The sequence below is a fragment of the Novosphingobium taihuense genome, assembly GCF_007830315.1.
GTDB lineage: Bacteria > Pseudomonadota > Alphaproteobacteria > Sphingomonadales > Sphingomonadaceae > Novosphingobium > Novosphingobium taihuense.
On sequence record NZ_VLKJ01000005.1, the window covers coordinates 197381 to 217177 of the forward strand.

At 64.6% G+C, this 19797-nt stretch carries 18 protein-coding genes; 14 read left to right on the plus strand and 4 right to left on the minus strand.

The genetic code is table 11. The features are described from left to right. Positions 1 to 133: 133 nt before the first annotated feature. Positions 134 to 2707: a TonB-dependent receptor gene (locus IQ25_RS12170; protein ID WP_246415741.1), complete on the plus strand. Its 2574-nt coding sequence runs from the start codon at positions 134 to 136 to the stop codon at positions 2705 to 2707. 91 nt (positions 2708 to 2798) lie between these two features. Here IQ25_RS12170 and IQ25_RS12175 read toward each other — a convergent pair whose 3' ends face one another. The 3 genes from IQ25_RS12175 to IQ25_RS12185 are packed head-to-tail and all read right to left on the minus strand — an operon-like array spanning position 2799 to position 6313. After that, positions 2799 to 3524 carry a hypothetical protein gene (locus IQ25_RS12175; RefSeq protein WP_144906161.1) on the minus strand — a complete coding sequence of 242 codons (726 nt, stop codon included), beginning with the start codon at positions 3522 to 3524 and terminating at the stop codon, positions 2799 to 2801. An 18-nt stretch (positions 3525 to 3542) separates the two neighbouring features. After that, the gene (locus tag IQ25_RS12180; protein WP_144906163.1) at positions 3543 to 5072 is read right to left on the minus strand and encodes an FAD-binding oxidoreductase; all 1530 of its coding nucleotides are present in this window, start codon (positions 5070 to 5072) and stop codon (positions 3543 to 3545) included. Continuing rightward, the gene (locus tag IQ25_RS12185; protein ID WP_144906165.1) at positions 5069 to 6313 is read right to left on the minus strand and encodes an MFS transporter; all 1245 of its coding nucleotides are present in this window, start codon (positions 6311 to 6313) and stop codon (positions 5069 to 5071) included. The genes IQ25_RS12180 and IQ25_RS12185 overlap by 4 nt, the downstream gene beginning before the upstream one ends. A 270-nt stretch (positions 6314 to 6583) precedes the next feature. On the opposite strand from IQ25_RS12185, the gene IQ25_RS12190 reads away from it, so the two are divergent. Genes IQ25_RS12190 through IQ25_RS12210 form a run of 5 tightly spaced genes read left to right on the plus strand, consistent with a single transcriptional unit; the run spans position 6584 to position 11397 of the window. Then, complete coding sequence (locus IQ25_RS12190) at positions 6584 to 7408, plus strand: HpcH/HpaI aldolase/citrate lyase family protein (protein ID WP_144906167.1); 825 nt, start codon at positions 6584 to 6586, stop codon at positions 7406 to 7408. After that, positions 7401 to 7910 (plus strand): MaoC family dehydratase, encoded by a 510-nt coding sequence (locus IQ25_RS12195; RefSeq protein WP_144906169.1) that lies wholly within the window; start codon positions 7401 to 7403, stop codon positions 7908 to 7910. Before IQ25_RS12190 ends, IQ25_RS12195 begins: the two co-directional genes overlap by 8 nt. A 12-nt stretch (positions 7911 to 7922) precedes the next feature. After that, entirely contained in the window at positions 7923 to 9113 is a 1191-nt protein-coding gene (locus IQ25_RS12200) for an acyl-CoA dehydrogenase family protein (protein ID WP_144906171.1), read from the plus strand. Continuing rightward, positions 9110 to 10318 (plus strand): CaiB/BaiF CoA transferase family protein, encoded by a 1209-nt coding sequence (locus IQ25_RS12205; RefSeq protein WP_144906173.1) that lies wholly within the window; start codon positions 9110 to 9112, stop codon positions 10316 to 10318. The genes IQ25_RS12200 and IQ25_RS12205 overlap by 4 nt, the downstream gene beginning before the upstream one ends. Next, entirely contained in the window at positions 10318 to 11397 is a 1080-nt protein-coding gene (locus IQ25_RS12210; RefSeq protein ID WP_144906175.1) for a CaiB/BaiF CoA transferase family protein, read from the plus strand. Before IQ25_RS12205 ends, IQ25_RS12210 begins: the two co-directional genes overlap by 1 nt. Positions 11398 to 11415: 18 nt before the next feature. On the opposite strand, the gene IQ25_RS12215 is transcribed toward IQ25_RS12210, so the two are convergent. Next, complete coding sequence (locus tag IQ25_RS12215) at positions 11416 to 12168, minus strand: GntR family transcriptional regulator (protein ID WP_246415740.1); 753 nt, start codon at positions 12166 to 12168, stop codon at positions 11416 to 11418. Between the two features lie 128 nt (positions 12169 to 12296). On the opposite strand from IQ25_RS12215, the gene IQ25_RS12220 reads away from it, so the two are divergent. From IQ25_RS12220 to IQ25_RS12255, 8 genes are read left to right on the plus strand one after another with little or no spacing between them, the layout of a single operon-like run. Then, the gene (locus tag IQ25_RS12220) at positions 12297 to 13586 is read left to right on the plus strand and encodes an MmgE/PrpD family protein (RefSeq protein WP_144906177.1); all 1290 of its coding nucleotides are present in this window, start codon (positions 12297 to 12299) and stop codon (positions 13584 to 13586) included. Continuing rightward, a complete protein-coding gene (locus tag IQ25_RS12225; RefSeq protein WP_144906179.1) occupies positions 13583 to 14959 on the plus strand; it encodes a phenylacetate--CoA ligase family protein in 1377 nt (458 codons plus the stop codon). The genes IQ25_RS12220 and IQ25_RS12225 overlap by 4 nt, the downstream gene beginning before the upstream one ends. After that, positions 14960 to 16126 (plus strand): amidase, encoded by a 1167-nt coding sequence (locus tag IQ25_RS12230; protein WP_144906181.1) that lies wholly within the window; start codon positions 14960 to 14962, stop codon positions 16124 to 16126. A gap of 13 nt (positions 16127 to 16139) precedes the next feature. Further along, on the plus strand, positions 16140 to 16445 hold the full coding sequence (locus IQ25_RS12235; RefSeq protein ID WP_144906183.1) for an EthD domain-containing protein: 306 nt from the start codon (positions 16140 to 16142) through the stop codon (positions 16443 to 16445). Between the two features lies 1 nt (position 16446). After that, positions 16447 to 17244 (plus strand): SDR family NAD(P)-dependent oxidoreductase, encoded by a 798-nt coding sequence (locus tag IQ25_RS12240; protein WP_144906185.1) that lies wholly within the window; start codon positions 16447 to 16449, stop codon positions 17242 to 17244. Then, complete coding sequence (locus tag IQ25_RS12245) at positions 17244 to 18116, plus strand: polysaccharide deacetylase family protein (RefSeq protein WP_181447236.1); 873 nt, start codon at positions 17244 to 17246, stop codon at positions 18114 to 18116. Before IQ25_RS12240 ends, IQ25_RS12245 begins: the two co-directional genes overlap by 1 nt. After that, positions 18113 to 18868 (plus strand): enoyl-CoA hydratase/isomerase family protein, encoded by a 756-nt coding sequence (locus IQ25_RS12250; protein WP_144906188.1) that lies wholly within the window; start codon positions 18113 to 18115, stop codon positions 18866 to 18868. Before IQ25_RS12245 ends, IQ25_RS12250 begins: the two co-directional genes overlap by 4 nt. Continuing rightward, on the plus strand, positions 18865 to 19764 hold the full coding sequence (locus IQ25_RS12255; protein WP_144906190.1) for a VOC family protein: 900 nt from the start codon (positions 18865 to 18867) through the stop codon (positions 19762 to 19764). The genes IQ25_RS12250 and IQ25_RS12255 overlap by 4 nt, the downstream gene beginning before the upstream one ends. The last annotated feature ends 33 nt before the right edge of the window (positions 19765 to 19797 follow it).

A 19797-nucleotide genomic window follows, 5' to 3' on the forward strand; every position in this document is an offset into this window, starting at 1 on the left:
CCATAACACAGTGTCATGCATACACTCGTAATTGCAAGGGCCGCAGAAGATGGCCGCTCTCCGAAAAGCGGAGCGTGCCGTCAGGTGAAACAGGTTCAGCAGAACCGGGCCCTGGCGTTGGGAGGACAGGATGATGAAACTGCTTACTGCGGGCGCGAGCCTGCTTGCCCTCACGATTTCCGGTACGGCGTTTGCGCAAGATGCCGCCGAAGAGAAAACCCCGAGCATCGACGAAATCGTCGTTACCGCGCAGTTCCGCGCTCAGAACCTTCAGGATACGCCGCTCGCCATCACCGCTGTAAGTGGTGAATTGCTTGCCTCCCGCGGCCAGACCAACGTTTCGGAAATCGCCGCACAGGCGCCTAACGTCACGCTCAAACCGCAGGGCCAGGAATTGGGCCCCGGCATCATCGCGTTCATCCGCGGCGTCGGCCAGACGGACCCGAACTTCGCGCTGGAGCCCGGCGTGGGCATGTACATCGATGATGTGTACCTGCCGACGCTGACCGGCTCGCTGCTCGACCTGACCGACCTCGATCGCGTCGAAGTGCTGCGCGGTCCGCAGGGCACGCTGGCCGGGCGCAACTCGCTGGGTGGCTCGATCAAGCTCTATTCGAAGAAGCCGACCGGGTCGAACACCGGCTCGATCGAAGCGACCTACGGTCGGTTCAACCGGCTCGACGTGCGCGGCCTGTTCGATCTGAAGCTTTCGGACAACCTGTTCATGCGCGTCGCAGGCGTCACCAAGAACAGCGACGGCTACGTGAAGCGGCTGGACTACAACCTGACGCACCCCGGCACCAACGTGCCGACCTTTGCCAAGGGTGCCGACCCCGTACTCGGCAAGCTTGGCGGCCAGTCCTATGCAGCCGGCAAGGTTTCGCTGCGCTGGCAGCCGACCGAGACGGTGGATATCAACCTGTCGGGCGACTACACCCGCGAACGCAACGAGCCGGGCGCCAACGTCCTGCTCTATGCCAATACTTCGGCAGTGTTCGACGGACCCAACGCCACCTTCACCGGCGGTCGGCCCTTCCTGCAGGGTACCAACGGTGCGGGCATCCCGCTCAACTGCGCGTTCGTGCCCAACGGTGTGAACAGCTGCGACACGATCACGGGCTATGACCGCCGCTTCATCTCCTATGCGACCTATGCGGACCCGGCGCGGCCCGACAGCCAGATGCCCTACAAGCCGACGTTCACCGATCCGCACTCGGACCTGGACAACTACGGCGCGGCGTTGACCATCGACGTCGACGTTTCGGACCAGCTCAAGCTCAAGTCTATCACGTCATGGCGCAAATACACCGCCGACTGGTCCTATGACTCCGATGGTTCGCCGATTGCCAACAACAACCTCAACCAGACCCAGAAGAACCGCCAGTGGAGCCAGGAACTGCGCCTGTCGGGCAAGGTGCTGGACGACAAGCTCGATTTCACGGTCGGCGGCTTCTACTTCGATACGCGCGGTACCTTCACCGGGCGCATCAACCTGAACTATGCCGGTATCGACTTCCGCCACGGGCCTGATCCGACGCCTGCCAAGAACAAGGCGATCTTCGCCAACTTCACCTATGCCCTGACCGATGCGGCCAACCTGACCGGCGGCATCCGCCAGTCGTGGGACGAGAAGGATTACGGTTACGTTCGCAAGAATCCGGACGGCACCAACATCCAGGGGCCGTGCAACTTCTTCCTCGGCGCACCGACCGCAGGTCCTACGGGCATCGGCAACCAGCCCAACTGCCTGCTCTTCGGGCTTGACGGGCTGACCGCGAAGTTCCGTGACAACCGCGTCGACTGGCGCGTTGCAGCGGACTACCGCTTCAGCCCCGAATTCCTGTTCTATGCGCAGGTCTCGACCGGGTATCGCGCAGGCGGCGTCAACCCGCGTCCGTTCTTCCCGAGCCAGGCAACCGCCTTCAAGCCCGAGACGATCACCGCCTACGAAGCGGGCTTCAAGTCTGACCTGTTCGACCGCAAGCTGCGCCTCAACGTCTCTGCGTTCTTCAACGACTACAAGAACATCATCCTGTCGAGCGTGAACTGCCTCGATCTTGCTACCGCAGGCCCGGGCGGCTCCTCACAGGCGACGCCGTGCCTTCGCCCGTCGAACGTCGGTTCGGCGCATGTGAAGGGCTTCGAAGTCGAAACCCTGATCCGCCCGATCGACAACTTCACCATCGACGGTTCGGTCAGCTATCTCGATTTCCAGTACCAGAACGTCGATACGCTCTCGACCGGCGTGACCAAGAAGGACGTGACGCCCTATACGCCGAAGTGGAAGGCGGCATTCGGCATCCAGTACGACATTCCCGATGTGCTCAAGGGTATGCTCACCTTGCGCGTTGACGGAGCCTATCAGTCGAAGATCTATACCGAGGCCGCCAATCTCGACAGCCTTGCAGTCAGCAGCACTGTGGCGGCGAACAGCCCGGTAACGCCTTCGCCGTTCAGCAATGCCGGTGGCGGCGGTCCGATCACGACGCTGCGCCTGTCGAACCGCATCGACGCCTACTTCCTCGCCAATGCGCGGGTTGGCTGGCAATCGGATGACAAGGATTGGGGCGTCACGCTCGAGGTCCAGAACCTGACCAACAAGTACTACTTCACCACGCTGCTGCAGGAAGCGTTCGGCGCTGGCACCGCATCGGGTGCTCCTGGCCGTCCGCGCACTTGGTCGGTCTCTGTTCGCCGCGCGTTCTGAGGGAGCAAGTGGGCGGAACGCACCGACCCCCGGCGCTTCTTGACCCAATGCTGACCGCCGTCTGCACCCCCGTGCAGGCGGCGGTCATGCGTCAACGGTCGAGTTCGACCAGCTCGTACCTGTTCATCATGTATCCGTCGATGGAACCATAGACGAGGATTGAGTCTTCGTCGGCTGTGACCCACATGTCGTAGGCAGGGTGGGTCTTGCCGCCCATGCCCGCACTGCTTTCGTCGACGAAGCGGAAGTGGCGGCAGGCAAATGTGCCAGCGGCAACGGTCTTTTCCTCATCACCCACGTAATCGCAGAAGATCGAGAATTCGCTGATCATCGGCGGGGTGGCACCGCGGTGGTCGGGGCTTGGCATGAACACGCGGAGCAGGCGGCGGTGCGGGCCTTTGGTGACGTCGAGCACTTTTGTCAGATAACCGTCGCCGACGATCGGGTGGGTCCCGAAGCCATCGAAAGCGCCGTTGGCAGGCATGGTCTGCGAGAGGCGCCCGATGGACGGGCCGAAGCTCTCGCATTCGATGGCCGCGCTTGCCGGATCGTGGCGAAGCCAGCCCGATCCCATGAACGCGTCCCCGATGGTCAGGTGAACGTGGAGGTTCAGCGGCACCATGTCGGGCCCGAGGTGATAGGTCACGTCGCGCAGGACCGTGGGATCGGGCTCCTCGATCTCGCAACGGGCGCGAACGATGGAGCTCCCGTCACCGTGGTGCGTGAAGGCGAACCATTCACGCCCCCGCTCCTTGCCTTCCATGCCGGGCTTGGCCGAAGTGTAGACGATCTTGCCGGTGACGCTGCGGTGTTTCATCTGGGGTCCTTGGATTGGTCAGAGGCCGAGAACGCCGGGGTTCATCAGGCCTTTCGGGTCTAGCTGTGCCTTCAGCGCCTCCAATGCGGTCCAGCCCTCCGGATGATGCGCGGCCTTCAGCGGATAGGTCCGCGCAACCTGCACGTGGATAGCGCCGAGGCGCTGGAACAGGGCAATCAGGTCCTTGCGCAAGCGGGCGACAAGGGCCGTGCTGGCAGGGTTCGCGGGAAAACCCTTGAGCTTCGAGAGATGCCCCGGCTCCACCGCGTGGCGATGCAGGGGATTGAGTTCCTCTGGCCAGAAGAACACCGGCTCGATCAGCGATGCCTGTGGGCTGACGACAGCGAGCAGCGCCCCGGTCTGCACGCCATGCTCTGCCATTTCCGCGCCATTGTCGGCGAACAGTTGCTGGATCGCGTGCCAGCCTTCCACCAGCTTGCTGTTGGGCAGAAAGCCATGAACCGGCACCCAGCGTTCGCCCGCCGGGCCGACCATGGAGTTGACCGGTGGAAAGGAATTGGCGCGCAGGATCTTGGGAATGGTGTTCTCGATCGCCTTTCCGCCAAGGCCTTCGACAATGCGCACGATCTCGGCCATGTCGGCATCGGCCTCGTTCTGGCGGCGGCGTTCGGCGATGATGTGGAGCGAGAAGGGCACGTCATCAAGGAACGAGCGGCCTGCAAGAGCAACTTTCGCGCCTTCTTTCAGCGCCTTGAACACCGAACCTTGCGCCTTCATCATGTTGGCAAGGCTCTTGACGTCAGACGCCAGGCTGTCGCGCTTCATGCGCTGCGATTGCAGGAACGGATCGAAGCCGAAGCACTCCGCCGCAAGCCCCTCGCGGCCCACCGCCGCCATCGCGCCGAATACGGCCTCAGGCGTTTCGAAGGCAAAGCTGCCATAGGCAAAGGCGGCCCCTTCGCGCACGAGGCGCAAGGTCGCCCGCGCTTTCACGCCGAACGCGCCGCAATCGGCAGTGAACAGGCCGGTAAGATCAGGACCATAGGGGCGGAAGAACGGGCTTCCGGTCGTCAGCAGAGTGCCATCGGCCAGCACCACGTCGAAAGAGAGCGCCGCATCGACAAGGCTGCCACCCGAAGCGCCCCAGAACACCCCGTTCTGGCTCATCCCCCCGCCGACAGTGGCGCTTATGCCCGAAAGCGTGCCCCACGATTTCACACGCAAGCCCTTTGGCCGCAGCACGGCGGCAAGGTCCTTCCAAGTGATCCCGCATTCGACCGTCACGGTCATGTCGGTCTCGTTGATCTCGACGATCTGCGTCAGCGCCGAAGTGTCGACCAGCAGGAACGGCCGATCAGGGCCGAGGTAGCCCCCGGTATAGCTCATGCCGCCGCCGCGCGGGACGATTGCCACGCCTTCGCGGGTGGCGGCGCCGATTCCAGCGGCGAGGCTCTCCACCGTGGCCGGCCGGAACACGCCCACGGGTGCGGGGCCTGTGGCATAGACATCGTGGCGGAAAAGGTCGGTCTGCGCCGCATCCGTCAGCAGTTCGGCTGCGGGAATTGCGGAAAGGAGGGCAGTGGTCATGCGGTGGTCTCTGAAGATCTGAAGGTGGGGTAGCGGCCAAGCGTGAGCAGCAGGACAGAGCCGGTGGCAAAGAGCGCCGCGGCGAGCTGCAGCACGCTGTCATAGCTGCCCGAAGCATCGCGCATTGCGCCGTAGATTGCAGGCGAAAGGCCCGAGAGCATGGCGAAGGGCATGTAGAGCAACCCGTAGATCTTGCCGTAATGCGCCATTCCGAAATAGCGGCTGGCAAGGAAGGCGATCACGTCTGCCTCGGCCCCGGCTGCAAAGCCGAGCATGAAGGCGGCGGCAAGGATGGTCGGCTCGCTGGTGGCCGTGCCGGTCAGCAGCCAGCAGGCGAGCGCCGGGATCAGCAGAATCGGCAGGCACACCAGCGGCGCCCAGAACCGATCGAACAACATTCCGGTGATGATGCGTCCGGCCATGACCGCAACGCCGATCATGCCCATCACTCCTGCCGCCGTTTCAGGCGGAAGGCCATGCTGGCCGATGATTCTGGGCATGTGCACGTGCGCCCCGCCATAGGCCACGGCGACCAGCGCGATGGAGATCCACAGCGTCCAGAAGCGCCGGTCGCGCAGGGCCCCTCCGACGGTGACGCCGGTGAGGATCGCGGCTTCGCCATCGCGCGCGGGCAGTTCCTCCGGCCTCGGTTCGCGGAACCATGCGAAGGCCAGCGGTGCGGCGATCAGCAGCGGCAGCAGCGAAAGTCCGATGTACATGCCGCGCCAGCCCCATTGCCCGATCATCCAGACGGCAAGGCGCGGCACGGTGAGTGCGCAGATGCTGGTGCCCATCAGCAGCAGCCCAAGCGCAAGGCCACGGGACTTGTGGAACCACATGTTGGTGGCGCGGCTCCAGGTCACGGGCGTCGAGCCAATGCCGACGAGGCCGATCAGGAACCACGCGCCGAAGTACCAGCCGATGGAACTGCTGGGGATCACGCCAAGGATGGCAAGCGACACCGCAAAGGCCACAGTCGATCCGATGGCTACGCGGCGCACGCCGAAGCGGTCTGCCATCCACCCGAAGGCAGGGGCCATCAGTGCGGCGACGATACCGAAGATGGTGATGCCAAGGCTGATCTGGGCCGTGGTCCAGCCTGTTTCCTGATGTATCGGATCGATGGTGAAGCCGATCACGTTGAATGGCACCGGCGATGCACCGCAGGCGACGCCGACAAGCCCTGCGACGAGCACTTTCCACCCGGCGCGGAATTCGGCTTTGGTCTGCGATTGGGCCATGCGGCACGGGTCTCCGGTTTGTCCGGACATGAGGTTTACGGGCGGGCAGGCGGATGGCCGCTGCGCACACGAATCTATCCGCACACCGGATGAACCTGTGGGCTGGCGCCGCCAGATCGCTTCCGATGATAGCGCCTATGAAGTGTGACCGTGGTCCGGTCAGCTCTGTCCGACTGTCGGATAGGGCTGAGGCCAAATGGAGTCGCACGATTGACTTTCAAGTTGTCCGGACAAATCACCGGACGAGGTTTTCAGACGGGGCGTTTTAGAGTGTTCGCAGCAAACAGCCTGATCTTCGTGCCGGGATCGCGTCCCGATCGCTTTGCCAAGGCGAAGGCGGCGGGTGCGGGCCTGACCGTGATCGACCTTGAAGACGCGGTGCCGGCGGCAGACAAGGCGGCCGCGCGCGATGCGGCTCTGGCGCAGGTCGCCCTTGGCGAGGCTGGCTGGGGTGTGCGCATCAATGCAGTGACCACGGCTGCAGGGATCGCCGATCTCCACGCGCTGGCTGCGGTGGAGGTCATGCCCGCCACGCTGCTGGTGCCGATGGTGGAAAGCCCGGTCGAGGTGGAAATCGTGGCGCGCGTGCTGGGCGATCGTTGCCCGGCCCTCGTGCCGCTGGTCGAAACGCCGCGGGGCCTGCGTCATGCCCACCAGATCGCCAGTGCACCGGGCGTTGCCGCGATGATGTTCGGAGGCGGTGATTTCTCGGGCGAGCTTGGCGTTGCGCTGGCGTGGGAGCCGCTTCTGGCCGCGCGCGGGGCCTTCATCATCGCCTGTGCCGAAGCCAGGGTTCCGACCATCGACGTGCCGTTCATCGGCCTTGAAGATGCAGAAGGCCTTCAGGCCGAATGCGCCAAGGCGAGGGCGCTGGGCTTTACCGCCAAGGCCGCCATCCATCCCAGCCAGGTCGCCGCCATCGAAGCGGCGTTCGCACCGTCCGACAGGGACGTGGCCGCGGCCGAGGAAGCCATCGCCGCCTATGACGCCGCTGGCGGCAAGGTAATCCGTTTCAAGGGCAGAATGCTCGAAGCGCCGGTAATCCGAAAGTACCGCGCCGTTCTCGAGCGGAAAGGAAGCAAGAGCAATGCGTGAAGGCGCCGTCGAAGTCGCCCCCGGCCGTTACCGGGAAACCTATGGCCGCTATTTCGAGGAGTTCAACGTCGGGGACATCTACGAGCATCGTCCCGGCCGTACGATCACCGACAACGACAACATCTGGTTCTCGCTTCTGACGATGAACCAGCACCCTTCGCACTGCGACCACGCCTTTGCTGCCAAGACCGAGTTCGGCAAGCCGCTCGTGGCCAGCCCGCTGACGGTTGCGATCATGACCGGGCAGAGCGTGTCCGACGTTTCGCAGAAGGCCGTGGCGAACCTCGGCTGGAAGGAAATCCGCCTGCTCAAGCCGGTGTTCGCAGGCGACACGATCTATTCGGAAACCGAAGTGCTGGAAAAGCGCGAGTCCGAAAAGCGCCCGACGCAGGGGATCGTCACGATCAAGACCGTAGGCAAGAACCAGCACGGCGACGTGGTGTGCGATTTCGTCCGCGTCATGCTCATCTGGAAGCGCGGCTTCGGCCCGATGGACGAATAAGGAGTTCACGCGATGACCGGACCCAGCACCGCCCGCCCGCCGATGGACCCCGATGAGGAAGCCGCGCTGCTCGATGCCATCGACAAGTGGGTGGCAGGAGAAGTGACGCCACAGGTCGTGATGGAGCACGATCACAAGGACGTCTGGCCCGAGAAGCTCGTCAGCCAGATGGCCGAGATGGGCCTGTTCGGCGCGACCATCGGCAGCGAATACGGCGGCCTCGGCCTGCCTTCGTCGACTTATGCCAAGATCGTGATGAAGGTTGCCTCGCACTGGATGGCGCTGACCGGCATCTTCAATTCGCACCTGATCATGGCAGCGGCGGTCGAACGCTTCGGCACAGAAGAGCAGAAGCAGAAATGGCTGCCGAAGTTCGCCACCGGCGAGATCCGCGGCGGGCTTGGCCTGACCGAGCCCAACGCCGGGACCGACCTGCAGGCGATCCGCACCACCGCGCGGCGCGATGGCGATCACTACGTGCTCAACGGCACGAAGACTTGGATCACCAATTCGATCAACGGATCGTGCTATGCCGTGATCGCCAAGACCGATCCTGAAGCCAATCCGCGCTACAAGGGCATGAGCTTCTTCCTGTGCGACAAGCGCCCGGACGGCGGCGAGGGCTTCACCATCGGCAAGAAGTTCGACAAGCTGGGCTACAAGGCGATCGACAGCGCCGAACTGGTGTTCGACGACTATCGCGTTCCCGCAGACCAGCTGATCGGCGGCGTGGAAGGGCAGGGCTTCTTCCAGGCAACCGGCGGGCTTGAACTGGGCCGCATCAATGTGGCGGCACGCGGCGTCGGCATTGCCGAGGGCGCACTGCGCCTCGCCACCCAATACGCGCAGGAGCGCCAGACGATGGGCAAGCCGATTGCCGATCATCAGGCGATCCAGTTGAAGATCGGCGAAATGGTGACGCGTGCCCGTGCCGCCCGTCTGCTTACGCTCGATGCCGCAGCCGCCTATGACCGGGGCGAGCGGTGCGACATGGAAGCAGGCATGGCCAAGTACTTCGCCAGCGAGGCCGGTTTCCAGAACGCGCAGGAAGCGATGCGTATCTTCGGCGGCTATTCCTATTCAAAGGAGTACGAGATCGAGCGTTTCTATCGCGATGCCATGCTGATGTGCATCGGCGAAGGCACCAACGAGATGCAGCGCATCATAATCTCAAAGCAGTGGGTAAAGCGGAACCTGGCATGACCAGATCACTCCCCCTGGCGGGCTTCCGCATCGTCTCGATCGAGCAGTACGGCGCAGGCCCCTATGGCACGATGCACCTTGCGCAACTGGGTGCAGAGGTCATCAAGATCGAGCCGCCGCGGAAGGACGGGAAGGGGGGAGGCGATACCGCGCGTGCGGTGGGGCCGCACTTTCTGCGCAAGGATGAAAGCCTCTATTTCCAGGCCTTCAACCTCAACAAGCGCTCGCTGACTCTGGACCTTGCCACACCCGAGGGGCAGGAGGTGCTGCACCGTCTGGTGAAGACCGCGCACGCCGTTGCCAACAACATGCGCGGCGATCTGCCAGCCAAGATGGGCGTCACCTATGACGCGCTGAAGGCGATCAACCCTGCCGTGGTCTGCGCCCACCTTTCGGCCTATGGGCGCGACAATGCGCGGGCCAAGTGGCCGGGCTATGACTATCTGATGCAGGCTGAAGCCGGGTACTGCATGCTGACCGGCGATCCCGATGGCGAGCCACAACGCATGGGCCTGTCGATGGTAGATTTCATGACCGGGACGATCATGGCGGTGGGGCTTCTGGCCGCGCTGGTCGATGCGCAGCGCTCAGGCCTTGGGCGCGATGTCGATACCGACCTGCTCTCTGCCGCCGTGCACCAGACCAGCTACCCCGCGCTGTGGTACATGAACGAGGGCGACGTGACCGGCAGGACCCCGCGCTCTGCCCACCCCACGGCCACGCCGAGCCAGATGGTCAAGGCACAAGACGGCTGGCTATTCGTGATGTGCCAGCTGCCAAAGTTCTGGGACGTGCTGATGGCGCGGACCGGGTGGACGGACATCGCGAACGACCCGCGTTTCCGCACCAACCCTGATCGTCTTGCGAACAGGGAAGCATTGACGCAAGTGCTCGACGCGGCATTCGGATCGCAGCCCGTGGCGCACTGGCTGGCGCTTCTCGAAGGGCATCTGCCGGTCTCCCCGGTCTATGGGCTCGATCAGGCGATGGATAATCCGTGGCTGGAGGAGATCGGTCTGCGCGATACGGTCGATCATCCGGACCGCGCCGGACTTCATGTGCTGGCCAGCCCGATCAAGCTTGATGGCCAGCGCCTGCCCAACCGCGCCGGACCGCTGCTTGGGGCTGACAGCGATGCAATCCTCGGCGAGCTTGGGTTCTCCACCGACGAGGCACAGGCGCTGAAGGCAAAGGGCATCATCTGATGGGCAAGCTTTCCGGCATCACCGTGCTTGACCTGACGCAGTTCTTCCCCGGTCCCGCGATGACCGGAATGATGGCCGATCATGGCGCGCGGGTGATCAAGGTGGAGCCACCAGCTGGCGATCCCGTGCGCGGCATGGCCCCGTTCGAGAACGGGCAATCGGTGTGGTTTGCCAACCTCAACCGGGGCAAGGAATCGGTTGCGCTCGATCTCAAGAGCGATGACGGCAAGGCGCGGCTCTGGGGCCTGATCGCGCAGGCCGATGTCTTTGCCGAAAGCTTCCGCCCCGGCGTGATGGCGCGGCTGGGCTTCGATTATGCCACGGTGAAGGCGGTCAACCCGCGCATCGTCTATTGCTCGATCTCGGCCTTCGGGCAGGACGGGCCGCTGGCAAGCCACGCCGCGCATGATGTGGCGGTCGAGGCGCTGGCCGGGTTCCTGTCCGTCAACGATGGGCCAGACGGGAAGCCTGTGATCCCCGCCGTCCCGGCGGCTGACATGGGCGCGGGCCTTACCGCGCTTTCCGCAGTGCTGATGGCGCTGATCGGGCGGGAGAAGACAGGCAAGGGCGATTACCTCGACATCGCGATGTTCGATGCAATGCTCCCTTGGTGCGTGCACATGGCCAGCGATGCGATTGCCGGGGGCGAGGCCCCGCGTTCCGCCACGCAGCGTTCGCTCGGGGGCTCTGCGTTCTATCAGGTTTACGAGACGGCCGATGCCAAGCATGTGGTGCTGGGTGGGCGCGAAGAGAAATTTGCGCGCAACCTGCTGACGGCGTTGGGGCGCGAAGACCTGCTGGCCTCGGCCATGTCCGAGGCGGGTGAGACGCAGGACGCTGCCATAGCCTTCCTGCGCGAAACCTTCCTTACCCGCACGCGGGACGATTGGGCGCACTGGATGGAGGAGATCGATGTGGCGTTTGCCCCTGTGCTCGACTTCCGTGAAGCCTTCGATCAACCGCATGTGGCGCATCGCGGCTTGCTGGTGGAATCGGGCGGGCGGCATCACATCGCGCCGCCGATCCGTTTCCCCGGGGAAACATGGCAACCCGGCGAGGTGCCCGAGCTGAGCCGGTAGGCGCTTTGGCTCCCGGCCCTAGTCCTCGACGTCGATGTGCATCGAATAGACGAAGCGGTCACCGGGATGGTGGCTGACGGAAATCTCGAACAGCCGCCCTTCAAGATCGTGGTAGCAGCGGATGACGCGCAGCACCGGGTTGCCGCGCCGCAGCCCAAGCAGCCGCGCCACTTCGGTGCTGGCTGGGATCGCCTGAATATCCTGCGTGACCTTGCCGACATTGATGCCGGCCAGATCGTCGAGCTGGGCGAAAAGCGTGCCGCTCGACAGATCGAGCGCGGCGCACACCGCTTCGAGGCGTGGCGCGAAGAACACCTCTGTCATCGCCAGCGGGCGCGGGTCGCCATCTACCCGGCGCAGCCCGGAAAAGCCGATCCATTGTTCAGCCGCCTTGGTCTCTCCAAGATGGCTCACGGCAAGGCCCGGCAGGTCCACCCGGCCCAGCGACTGGTAGGCGATGCGCGATCCGAGCGCATATTGCAGCAGTTCGCCCACGTTGGAGATCGGCTGGTGCAGCGCATTGCCGCGCGCGGCTGCAGGCTGGACCGTGGTGCCGGAACCCCGGCGGCGGGCGATCAGCCCTTCGGCTTGCAGGCGGCGCAGCGCCTCGCGCACGGTAAAACGGCTGACGTTGTACTGCGCGCAGAGCTCCGCCTCGGTCGGGAATTCGGCGGCGAAATTGCCCGACAGGACCTTGCGGCGAAGCTCTCCCGCCAACTGCATGTAACGCGGCGGTTCGCGGTCTTTCACCAGCGTAACGCTCTCGGTCAAATCACTCTCCGGCACCGACTATCCATTCTCCGGTCATTATGTCCGGACAACGGGAAAAGCCAAGCGCGGCGTGCGACGATTATCGCCCATCGGAAACTGGCGCCGCGAAGGGGGCCGCAAAGGGCTGCATGACACCGACCGAACACCTGCTGGCCTTTGCAGCGGCGCCCCATGCGCTGCCGCCAGACGTGCGCACCGATACGCTACGGCTGGTTGCCGATACGCTGGCGGTGGGTGCGGCGGGATCAACTTCGCCGGGCATGGATGGCGTTCTCGCCGTTGCGCGATCGTGGGGCCAAGGCAATGAAGCGCGGCTCATCGCGCGGGGCGAGCGCCTGCCCGCGATGGGCGCGGCCTATGCCAACTGCTTTGCGATCCATGCACTGGAATGGGACGCGGTGCACGAAGGCGCGGTGGTTCATGCCATGTCGGCTGTCGTCCCGGCTGTCATGGCCGCTGTGGACCGCAAGGGCGGGGCTGATGCGGAAGACGTGCTGGCAGCAATTGCCATAGGCGTCGATGTGGCCGCTGGCCTGGGCCTCGCGGCGGAAACGGCGCTGACGTTCTTCCGGCCGGCAACCGCAGGCATCTTCGGCGCGGCGCTGGCCGTGGCGCGGATAGAGGGTTTGTCGGAAAGCGCCTTCGCCGATGTGCTGGGCATGGCCCATGCCCATGCCTCAGGCACTATGCAGGCACATACCGAGGGTTCCATCGCCCTGCCGCTGCAGTTCGCAAATGCCGCCCGCGGAGCGATCCATGCGGTGGACCTTGTGCGCCATGGCCTGACGGCGGCGCATGACGTTATCGAAGGGCCGTTCGGGCACTTGCGGTTGTTCGACAAGGGCAATCTCGAAACCTACACCCGCACGCTGGGTTCGCGCTGGCTGATCTCGGAAGTTAGCACCAAGCCGTTCCCCTCGGGCCGCGCCAGCCATGCCGTGCTGGGCACGCTCCAAGGCTTTGCCGGGCAGCCGGTGGAGCGGGTGGAGGCTCACGTGCCGCCGCTGATCCGGCACCTTGTCGGGCGGCCATACGATCCGGCGATGACGCCCGCCTATGCGCGGCTGTGCCTGCCGTTCCTTGCCGCGCTGATGCTGCGCGATGGCGAGATCGATCCGCGCCGGTTCACGGCCGAAACATTTGCCGATCCAGCGATCACCGCGCTGGCCGCGAAGTTCTCGCACCATGATGACGGCAATGCCGATCCCAACGCGCTTTCGCCGCAGCGGTTGATCGTGGTGCTGGCCGATGGACCGCACGTGGAATGCCCGGTGCCTGCAACGCTCGGCGCGCCGGATGCACCGCTTTCGGCCGAACAGGCCTTTGCCAAGCGTGACCTGTGCCGCCGCCTTGCCGTTTCCGAACCAGACCCGCGCCTGTTCGCTGATCCGCTTGCCTACATCACGGAACCTTCATGACCTTTCCGACCTACTTCGAAACGCTGGACATCAAGCAGATCCTTGCCGACCACCCGGTGGGCGATGCCTTTCTGACCAAGTTCCACTCGATCAGCCGGGACGAGCTGTTCAGCCTGCAGGATGCGCAGTTCCGCAAGGTTCTGGCGCGGGGCTGGCAGATACCGTTCTACCAAAGGCTGTGGGGCGAGCAGGGGATCGAGCCGGGCGACATCAGGGGCCTGGCGGACATCGGCAAGCTGCCGGTCTATGACAAGCAGCACCTGATGACCTCGATCGCAGAGCATCCCCCGCTTGGCGATTTCGGCGGGCTGGACACGTTCGGAGCGGGTGGCGCGGGGCGGCCTCCGGTGATCCTGCACACCACCAGCGGCACGACCGGGCGTCCGCAGCCGCTGATGTTCGGGCCAAAGGGGCGCGAGGTGATCAACCTTCTGGTTGGCCGGCTGTACCGCTGGCTCGGGATTCATTCGGAAGACGTGGTCCATTCGGTCTACGGCCACGGCATGATCAACGGCGGCCACTTCATCCGCGAGGCCGTGACCCACTTTACCAACGCGCTGTTCCTTTCGGCGGGGACGGGGATCGAGACGCGTTCGGTGCAGCAGGTCCACCTCATGGCCGATTTCGGCGCGAGCGTGGTCGTCGGCTTCGTCGACTATATCCGCAAGCTGGCCGAGGTGGCCAAGTCCGAAGGCGTTTTCGAACGAATTCCGGCGCGGCTGATCATCGGCCATCTCGGCACAGAGGACCGCTGTGCCATCGAGGCGGCATGGGGCGGGGCCAAGGCCTATGACTGGTACGGCGTGGGCGACACCGGGCCGATCGCCGCCGAAGGGCCGGACCGCGATGGCATGTACGTGTGGGAGGATGCGCACTTCCTCGAATTGCTCGACATCGACAGCGGGGCGACGGTTGAGGCGGGCGGCACTGGTGACATGGTCGTCACCTGCCTGTTCAAGGACGATATCGCGCCCTGCATCCGGTTCAACACGCATGATGTGACGCACGAAATCGGCGGCAAGGGCGAGATCGCCTTCAGGCGCATCGCGGGATTCCGGGGCCGCAGCGACAACATGGTAAAGCTGCGCGGGATCAACCTGTTCCCACATGCCATTGCCGGCCTGATCGAGGGGCGGGGTGACCTTACCGGCGAATATATCTGCCGCCTGCGCCGCGACGCGACCGGGCGCGATGAGATGGAAGTCACGCTCGAAAGCCGGGGCGGGACCGATGCGAGCGCGCTGGCCGGGCTGCTGCGGCGGGGGCTGGGCGTGGAGGTTGGTGTTGCACTGTGCGGGCCGGGCGGGACGGCGGCGGCCACGCAGGTCGACACGCGGCAGAAGCCGATCCGCCTGATCGACGAGCGCGCCTGAATGATCGACCGGGCGCGCCTCGAAGCGGTGAACGCCAAGGTTCACGCTTTCGTCGAGTTCGACGAGGGCGCGCGATACGGCGAAGGGCCGCTTGATGACCTGACGCTGGGGGTAAAGGCCAATGTCGCCGTCCGGGGGCTGAAGTGGACGGGTGGCATGGGGCATCGGCGAGAGGTGAGGGCCGGTGCCGATGCCCCGGTGGTGGCGGCACTGCGCGCCGCAGGCATGGCAGTGCTGGGCACGCTCAACATGCACGAGGCGGCGCTAGGGGCGACGACCGACAATGCCTTCTATGGTCGCACCCTGAACCCGCATCGCGATGGCTGCACACCCGGCGGTTCGTCCGGAGGCAGTGGCGCTGCGGCGGCGGCGGGCCTGTGCGACGTGGCGCTGGGCACCGATACGCTGGGCTCGATCCGCATCCCGGCGGCGTATTGCGGGGCCTATGGCCTCAAGCCCACACATGGCGCGGTGCCAGACGAAGGCCTGCTGTTCCTGCGCCCGGAATGGGACGTGATCGGCCCGCTGGCGATGGATCTTGGCAAGCTGGAGCGGGTCTGGCGGGTGATGTCGCCGGGGTCGTCCACCGATACCCGGCCGTTCGAGCGGTTGCTGGTGCTCGATGGCCTTTGCGGGGTGCAGTGCCAGTCCGGCGTGCTGGCGGGGTATGATCGGGCCAGGGCTGCGATCGGCCTCCCCCTGCAAGGCCTGCAATTGCCCGGTGCGCTGACTGCGTTGCGGGTAAGCGCGCTGACCCTTGCGGTTGAATATCTCAGGCTGACAATGCGGGAATCGCTGGACGCTGCATCGGCAGAGTTGCGCAGCGTGATGACCGCTGTTGAAAAGCATCAGCCCGATCAGGAGCTGCTGCAGAGCATGGCGGCCATGTTGCATCGCGCCCTGGGTGAAGACGCCGTTCTGCTCACGCCGACGACCCCACACGCGGCCTTTCTCCACGGCACGCGCCCACCCGCGTCACAGGCCGATTTCACCGCGCCCGCCTCCGTTGCGGGCCTGCCTGCTCTGGCCGTGCCGGCAGGCCGCGACGCCGATGGACTGCCGGTTTCAGTCCAGCTTGTCGGCCCGCGCGGGTCGGAAATGCGCCTGATTGCCCTTGCCCGCCGGATCGAGCCCGCGCTCGGCGGGGCCATTTTCCCGAGTTCCTGAGAGGAGAAGTCCCATGCGTATCGTCGTGCTGTTCAACCTGAAGCCCGGTGTCGATCCTGAAGCTTACGAGGCATGGGCGCGCGGGACGGATATTCCGGGCGTGAATGCGCTGGCATCGGTCCATCGGTTTACCGTGCACAAGGCCACCGGCCTGTTCGGAACGGATGCGCCATCGCCATACCAGTATGTCGAAATCATCGATCTGCCTGCCATGGATGCCTTCGTGGCAGACATTTCAAACCCCGAGTTCCAGAAGGTCGCGGCGGCGTTCGGTGAATTTGCCGACAATCCGCAGTTTATCCTGACCGAGGATCTCTGAAATGGCGCGATTTGCCGGAAAGACCGTCGTCGTCACCGGCTCTGGGCGGCAGAAGGGACTGGGGCAGGGCATTCTCCAGCGCTTTGCCGACGAGGGCGCCAACTGCGTCGTGTCCGATGTGGCGATCGGCGACGAGGCACAAGCCGTTGCAGCAGACCTGCGCAGCCGTGGCGCGCAAGTTGCCGCCATCGCTTGTGACGTATCCGACCCCACGCAGTGCGATGCGCTGGTGCAACAGACCGTCGCCGCGTTCGGCGGGATCGACGTGATGGTCAACAACGCCGGGATCGGTTTCATGATGAAGCCGCTGCTTGATGTGGTGGCAGACGATTGGGCCAGGGTTATCGGCGTCAACCTTTCGGGCGCGTTCTACTGCACGCAGGCTGCCGCCCGTGCGATGGCGAACGCCGGAAATGGCGGGCGGATCATCAACATCGCCAGTCAGGCGGCCAAGACCGGCTTTCCGCATCTGGCCGCCTATGTCAGCTCCAAGCATGGCATGATCGGCCTGACGCGCGCCAGCGCGGTGGAGCTTGGCGCGCTCGGGATCACCGTGAACGCCGTTTGCCCTAATCATGTCACGACAGCGCTGGGGGCAGAGCAGAACGCGTACTTCTCGAAGTTGCTCGGCTTCCAAAACGTCGATGCCTATCTGGCCAACATAGCGGCCAAGAATCCGATGGGCCGCCCCGGCCTGCCTTCGGATACGGCAGCGGCCTGTGCCTGGCTTGCCTCTGACGATGCTTTCTATGTCACCGGCGAGGCGATCAACGTTTCGGGTGGGGAGGAAATGCACTGATGGCCCTGCGGGAGGAACGGATGGACTGGCCGGGTGGCGCGGTCATGGCACTGTCTGTCGTGGTCAATGTCGAGGAAGGTTCGGAGCAGAGCCTTGTCCGCGGTGACAAGGGGATGGAGCCGGTCGACGAACTGGGCATGTTCGTGAAGGGATCGCTGCGCAATCATGCGAACGAATCCAATTATCTCTACGGCGTGAAGGCAGGCGCGCCGCGCGTGGTGAAGCTGCTGAGGCAGTACGAGATCGCGGCGAGCTGGACCGTGGCGGCGATGAGCCTCGAGACGCATCCCGAACTGGCCGAGGCGATCGTCGAACTGAGCCACGAACCGGTGAGCCACGGCTGGCGCTGGGTGCACCAGTTCCGCATGGACGAGGAGGCAGAGCGTGCCTTCATCCGCAACGCCGTCACTTCCATAGAGAAGTCCTGCGGCGTCCGTCCCCACGGCTGGCTTTCGCGCTATCTCCACACCGAGAACACCCGGCGGTTGCTGATCGAAGAGGGCTTTGCCTATACGATGGACGACTATTCGGGCGACGTGCCCTTCTGGGACCGCAAGACCGTTCCGGGCAAGCCCATCGCCGTCGTGCCCTATCAGCTCGATTCCAACGACATGAAGATGTGGACCGACCCCGCGCTTGGTCCCGAACAATGGCTTGCCTATGCCGTGCGGAACTTCGATCAGGTCTATCGCGAAGGATTGGAGGGATGCCCCAAGATGATGAGCCTAGGGTTGCATTTGCGGATCATCGGCCGTCCTGGCCGGATCTGGGCACTGGAGGAATTCTTCCGTCACGTGCGCAAGCATGAAGGCGTGTGGGTGGCAACGCGCCACCAGATCGCGCAAGCACTGGCGGCGGCCCAACCGGCATGACGCTGCGTCTGGAAAAGGACGGTGCGATCACGCGCCTGCTGATCGACCGCGCGGACAAGCGCAATGCCTTCACCATCGAGATGTGGCAGCTTCTGCCTGAATTGCTCGAACATGCATCCGCGGATGAGGCGTGCCGGGTGCTGGTGGTGAAATCGGCGCACGGAGGGGCGTTCTGTGCCGGCGCGGACATTTCCGAACTGCTGGCCAACAAGGACGATGCCGCCTGGAGGGCCGAAAACCAGAAGGCCATAAATCGCGCCCAGTACGAACTTACCCGCTTTCGCCTGCCGACAGTGGCGATGATCGAGGGTGATTGCGTGGGCGGGGGCTGCGGCATTGCGCTGGCCTGCGACATGCGCGTGGCGGGGACGAAGGCGCGGCTGGGCATCACGCCTGCCAAGCTTGGCCTTGTCTATCCGCTGCACGATGTGAAGCTGCTGGTCGACTTGGTGGGACCGGGGCAGGCCAGGCGGATGCTTTACACCGGCATGTTGCTGGACGCCGGGGAAGCCAAGGCGGTGGGACTGGTCGAGGAGCTGGCCGAGAGCGAGGACGCGCTGGTGGCGCAGCTTCTTGCCGCATCGCCGTTTTCGACACAGGCGATAAAGGGCTTCGTTCGCAAGGTGCTGGACGGACAGGTGGCAGACGACGCTGAATCGCTGCGCGTTTTTGCCTCGGCCTTCGAGGGTCCGGACTTCCGCGAGGGAACGCGCGCCTTCGTGGATAAGCGCAAGCCGGTCTTCGGGCAATGATCGGGAAGGGCACGATTCTGGGCGGCACGATCACGGTGCCGGTGTTGGCCGACGCCATTGCAGCCTGGCACGACGTGCTCGGGCTCGAGCTTTGCGAAGAAGGTGAGGTTGCCGCGGATCTGGCGTCGAGCTGGGGGGCGCCTGCCTGCGCGGGCTTGCCCTTCGCCACTTTGCGCCCGAAAAGTGGCGCGCCATTCTGGATCAGACTTGTCGAGCAGCCCTCGCACCCGGACTTTCTGCCGACAACGTCCTATGGCTGGGCCGCTTACGAGCTGACCGTGCAGGACGTGTTCGGCTGGCCCGAACGGCTCGCCGGCACCGCCTTCGAGATCATCGGACCGCCCAGGGCCATCGCCAACATGGAGCCCGCATTCATCCCGATGCAAGTGCTCGGGCCGGGGCGGGAGATGGTCTATCTGAACGAGGTTGTCGGCACGATGCCGGGGTTCGACCTGCCCCGCGCCGCTTGCGCCGTGGACAAGGCGTTCATCGTCGTGCTTGCAGCGAAGGACCGCGCGGCCTCGGTGCGCTGGTACGTCGATGCGCTGGGGCTCGAGGAGAGCGCAACCTTCACCATCCCGTATACCATGATCAACCGCGCGTTCGAACTGCCTGCCGATCACCTCACCACGTTGACCATGATCGCCAGCGGCGCAATGCCGGTGGTGGAAGTGGACGACTACCCGGCAGCTGTGACCGAGCGTCCCTGCCACGACGGGATGCTCCCGCCGGGCAATGCCATGGTGACGCTGGCCATGCCGGACCTCGATTCCTGCAAGGTGGACTGGATCGCGCCGCCCGTGGTGCGCGCGGGCGCAATCAGTCGGGGTCGCCGCAGCGGCACCGTGCGGGGCGCGGCGGGGGAACTGGTGGAACTGGTGGAGGTCGGTTCGTAGGCTTCAGGCGAAGTCCCTCAGGTTGTGTACATT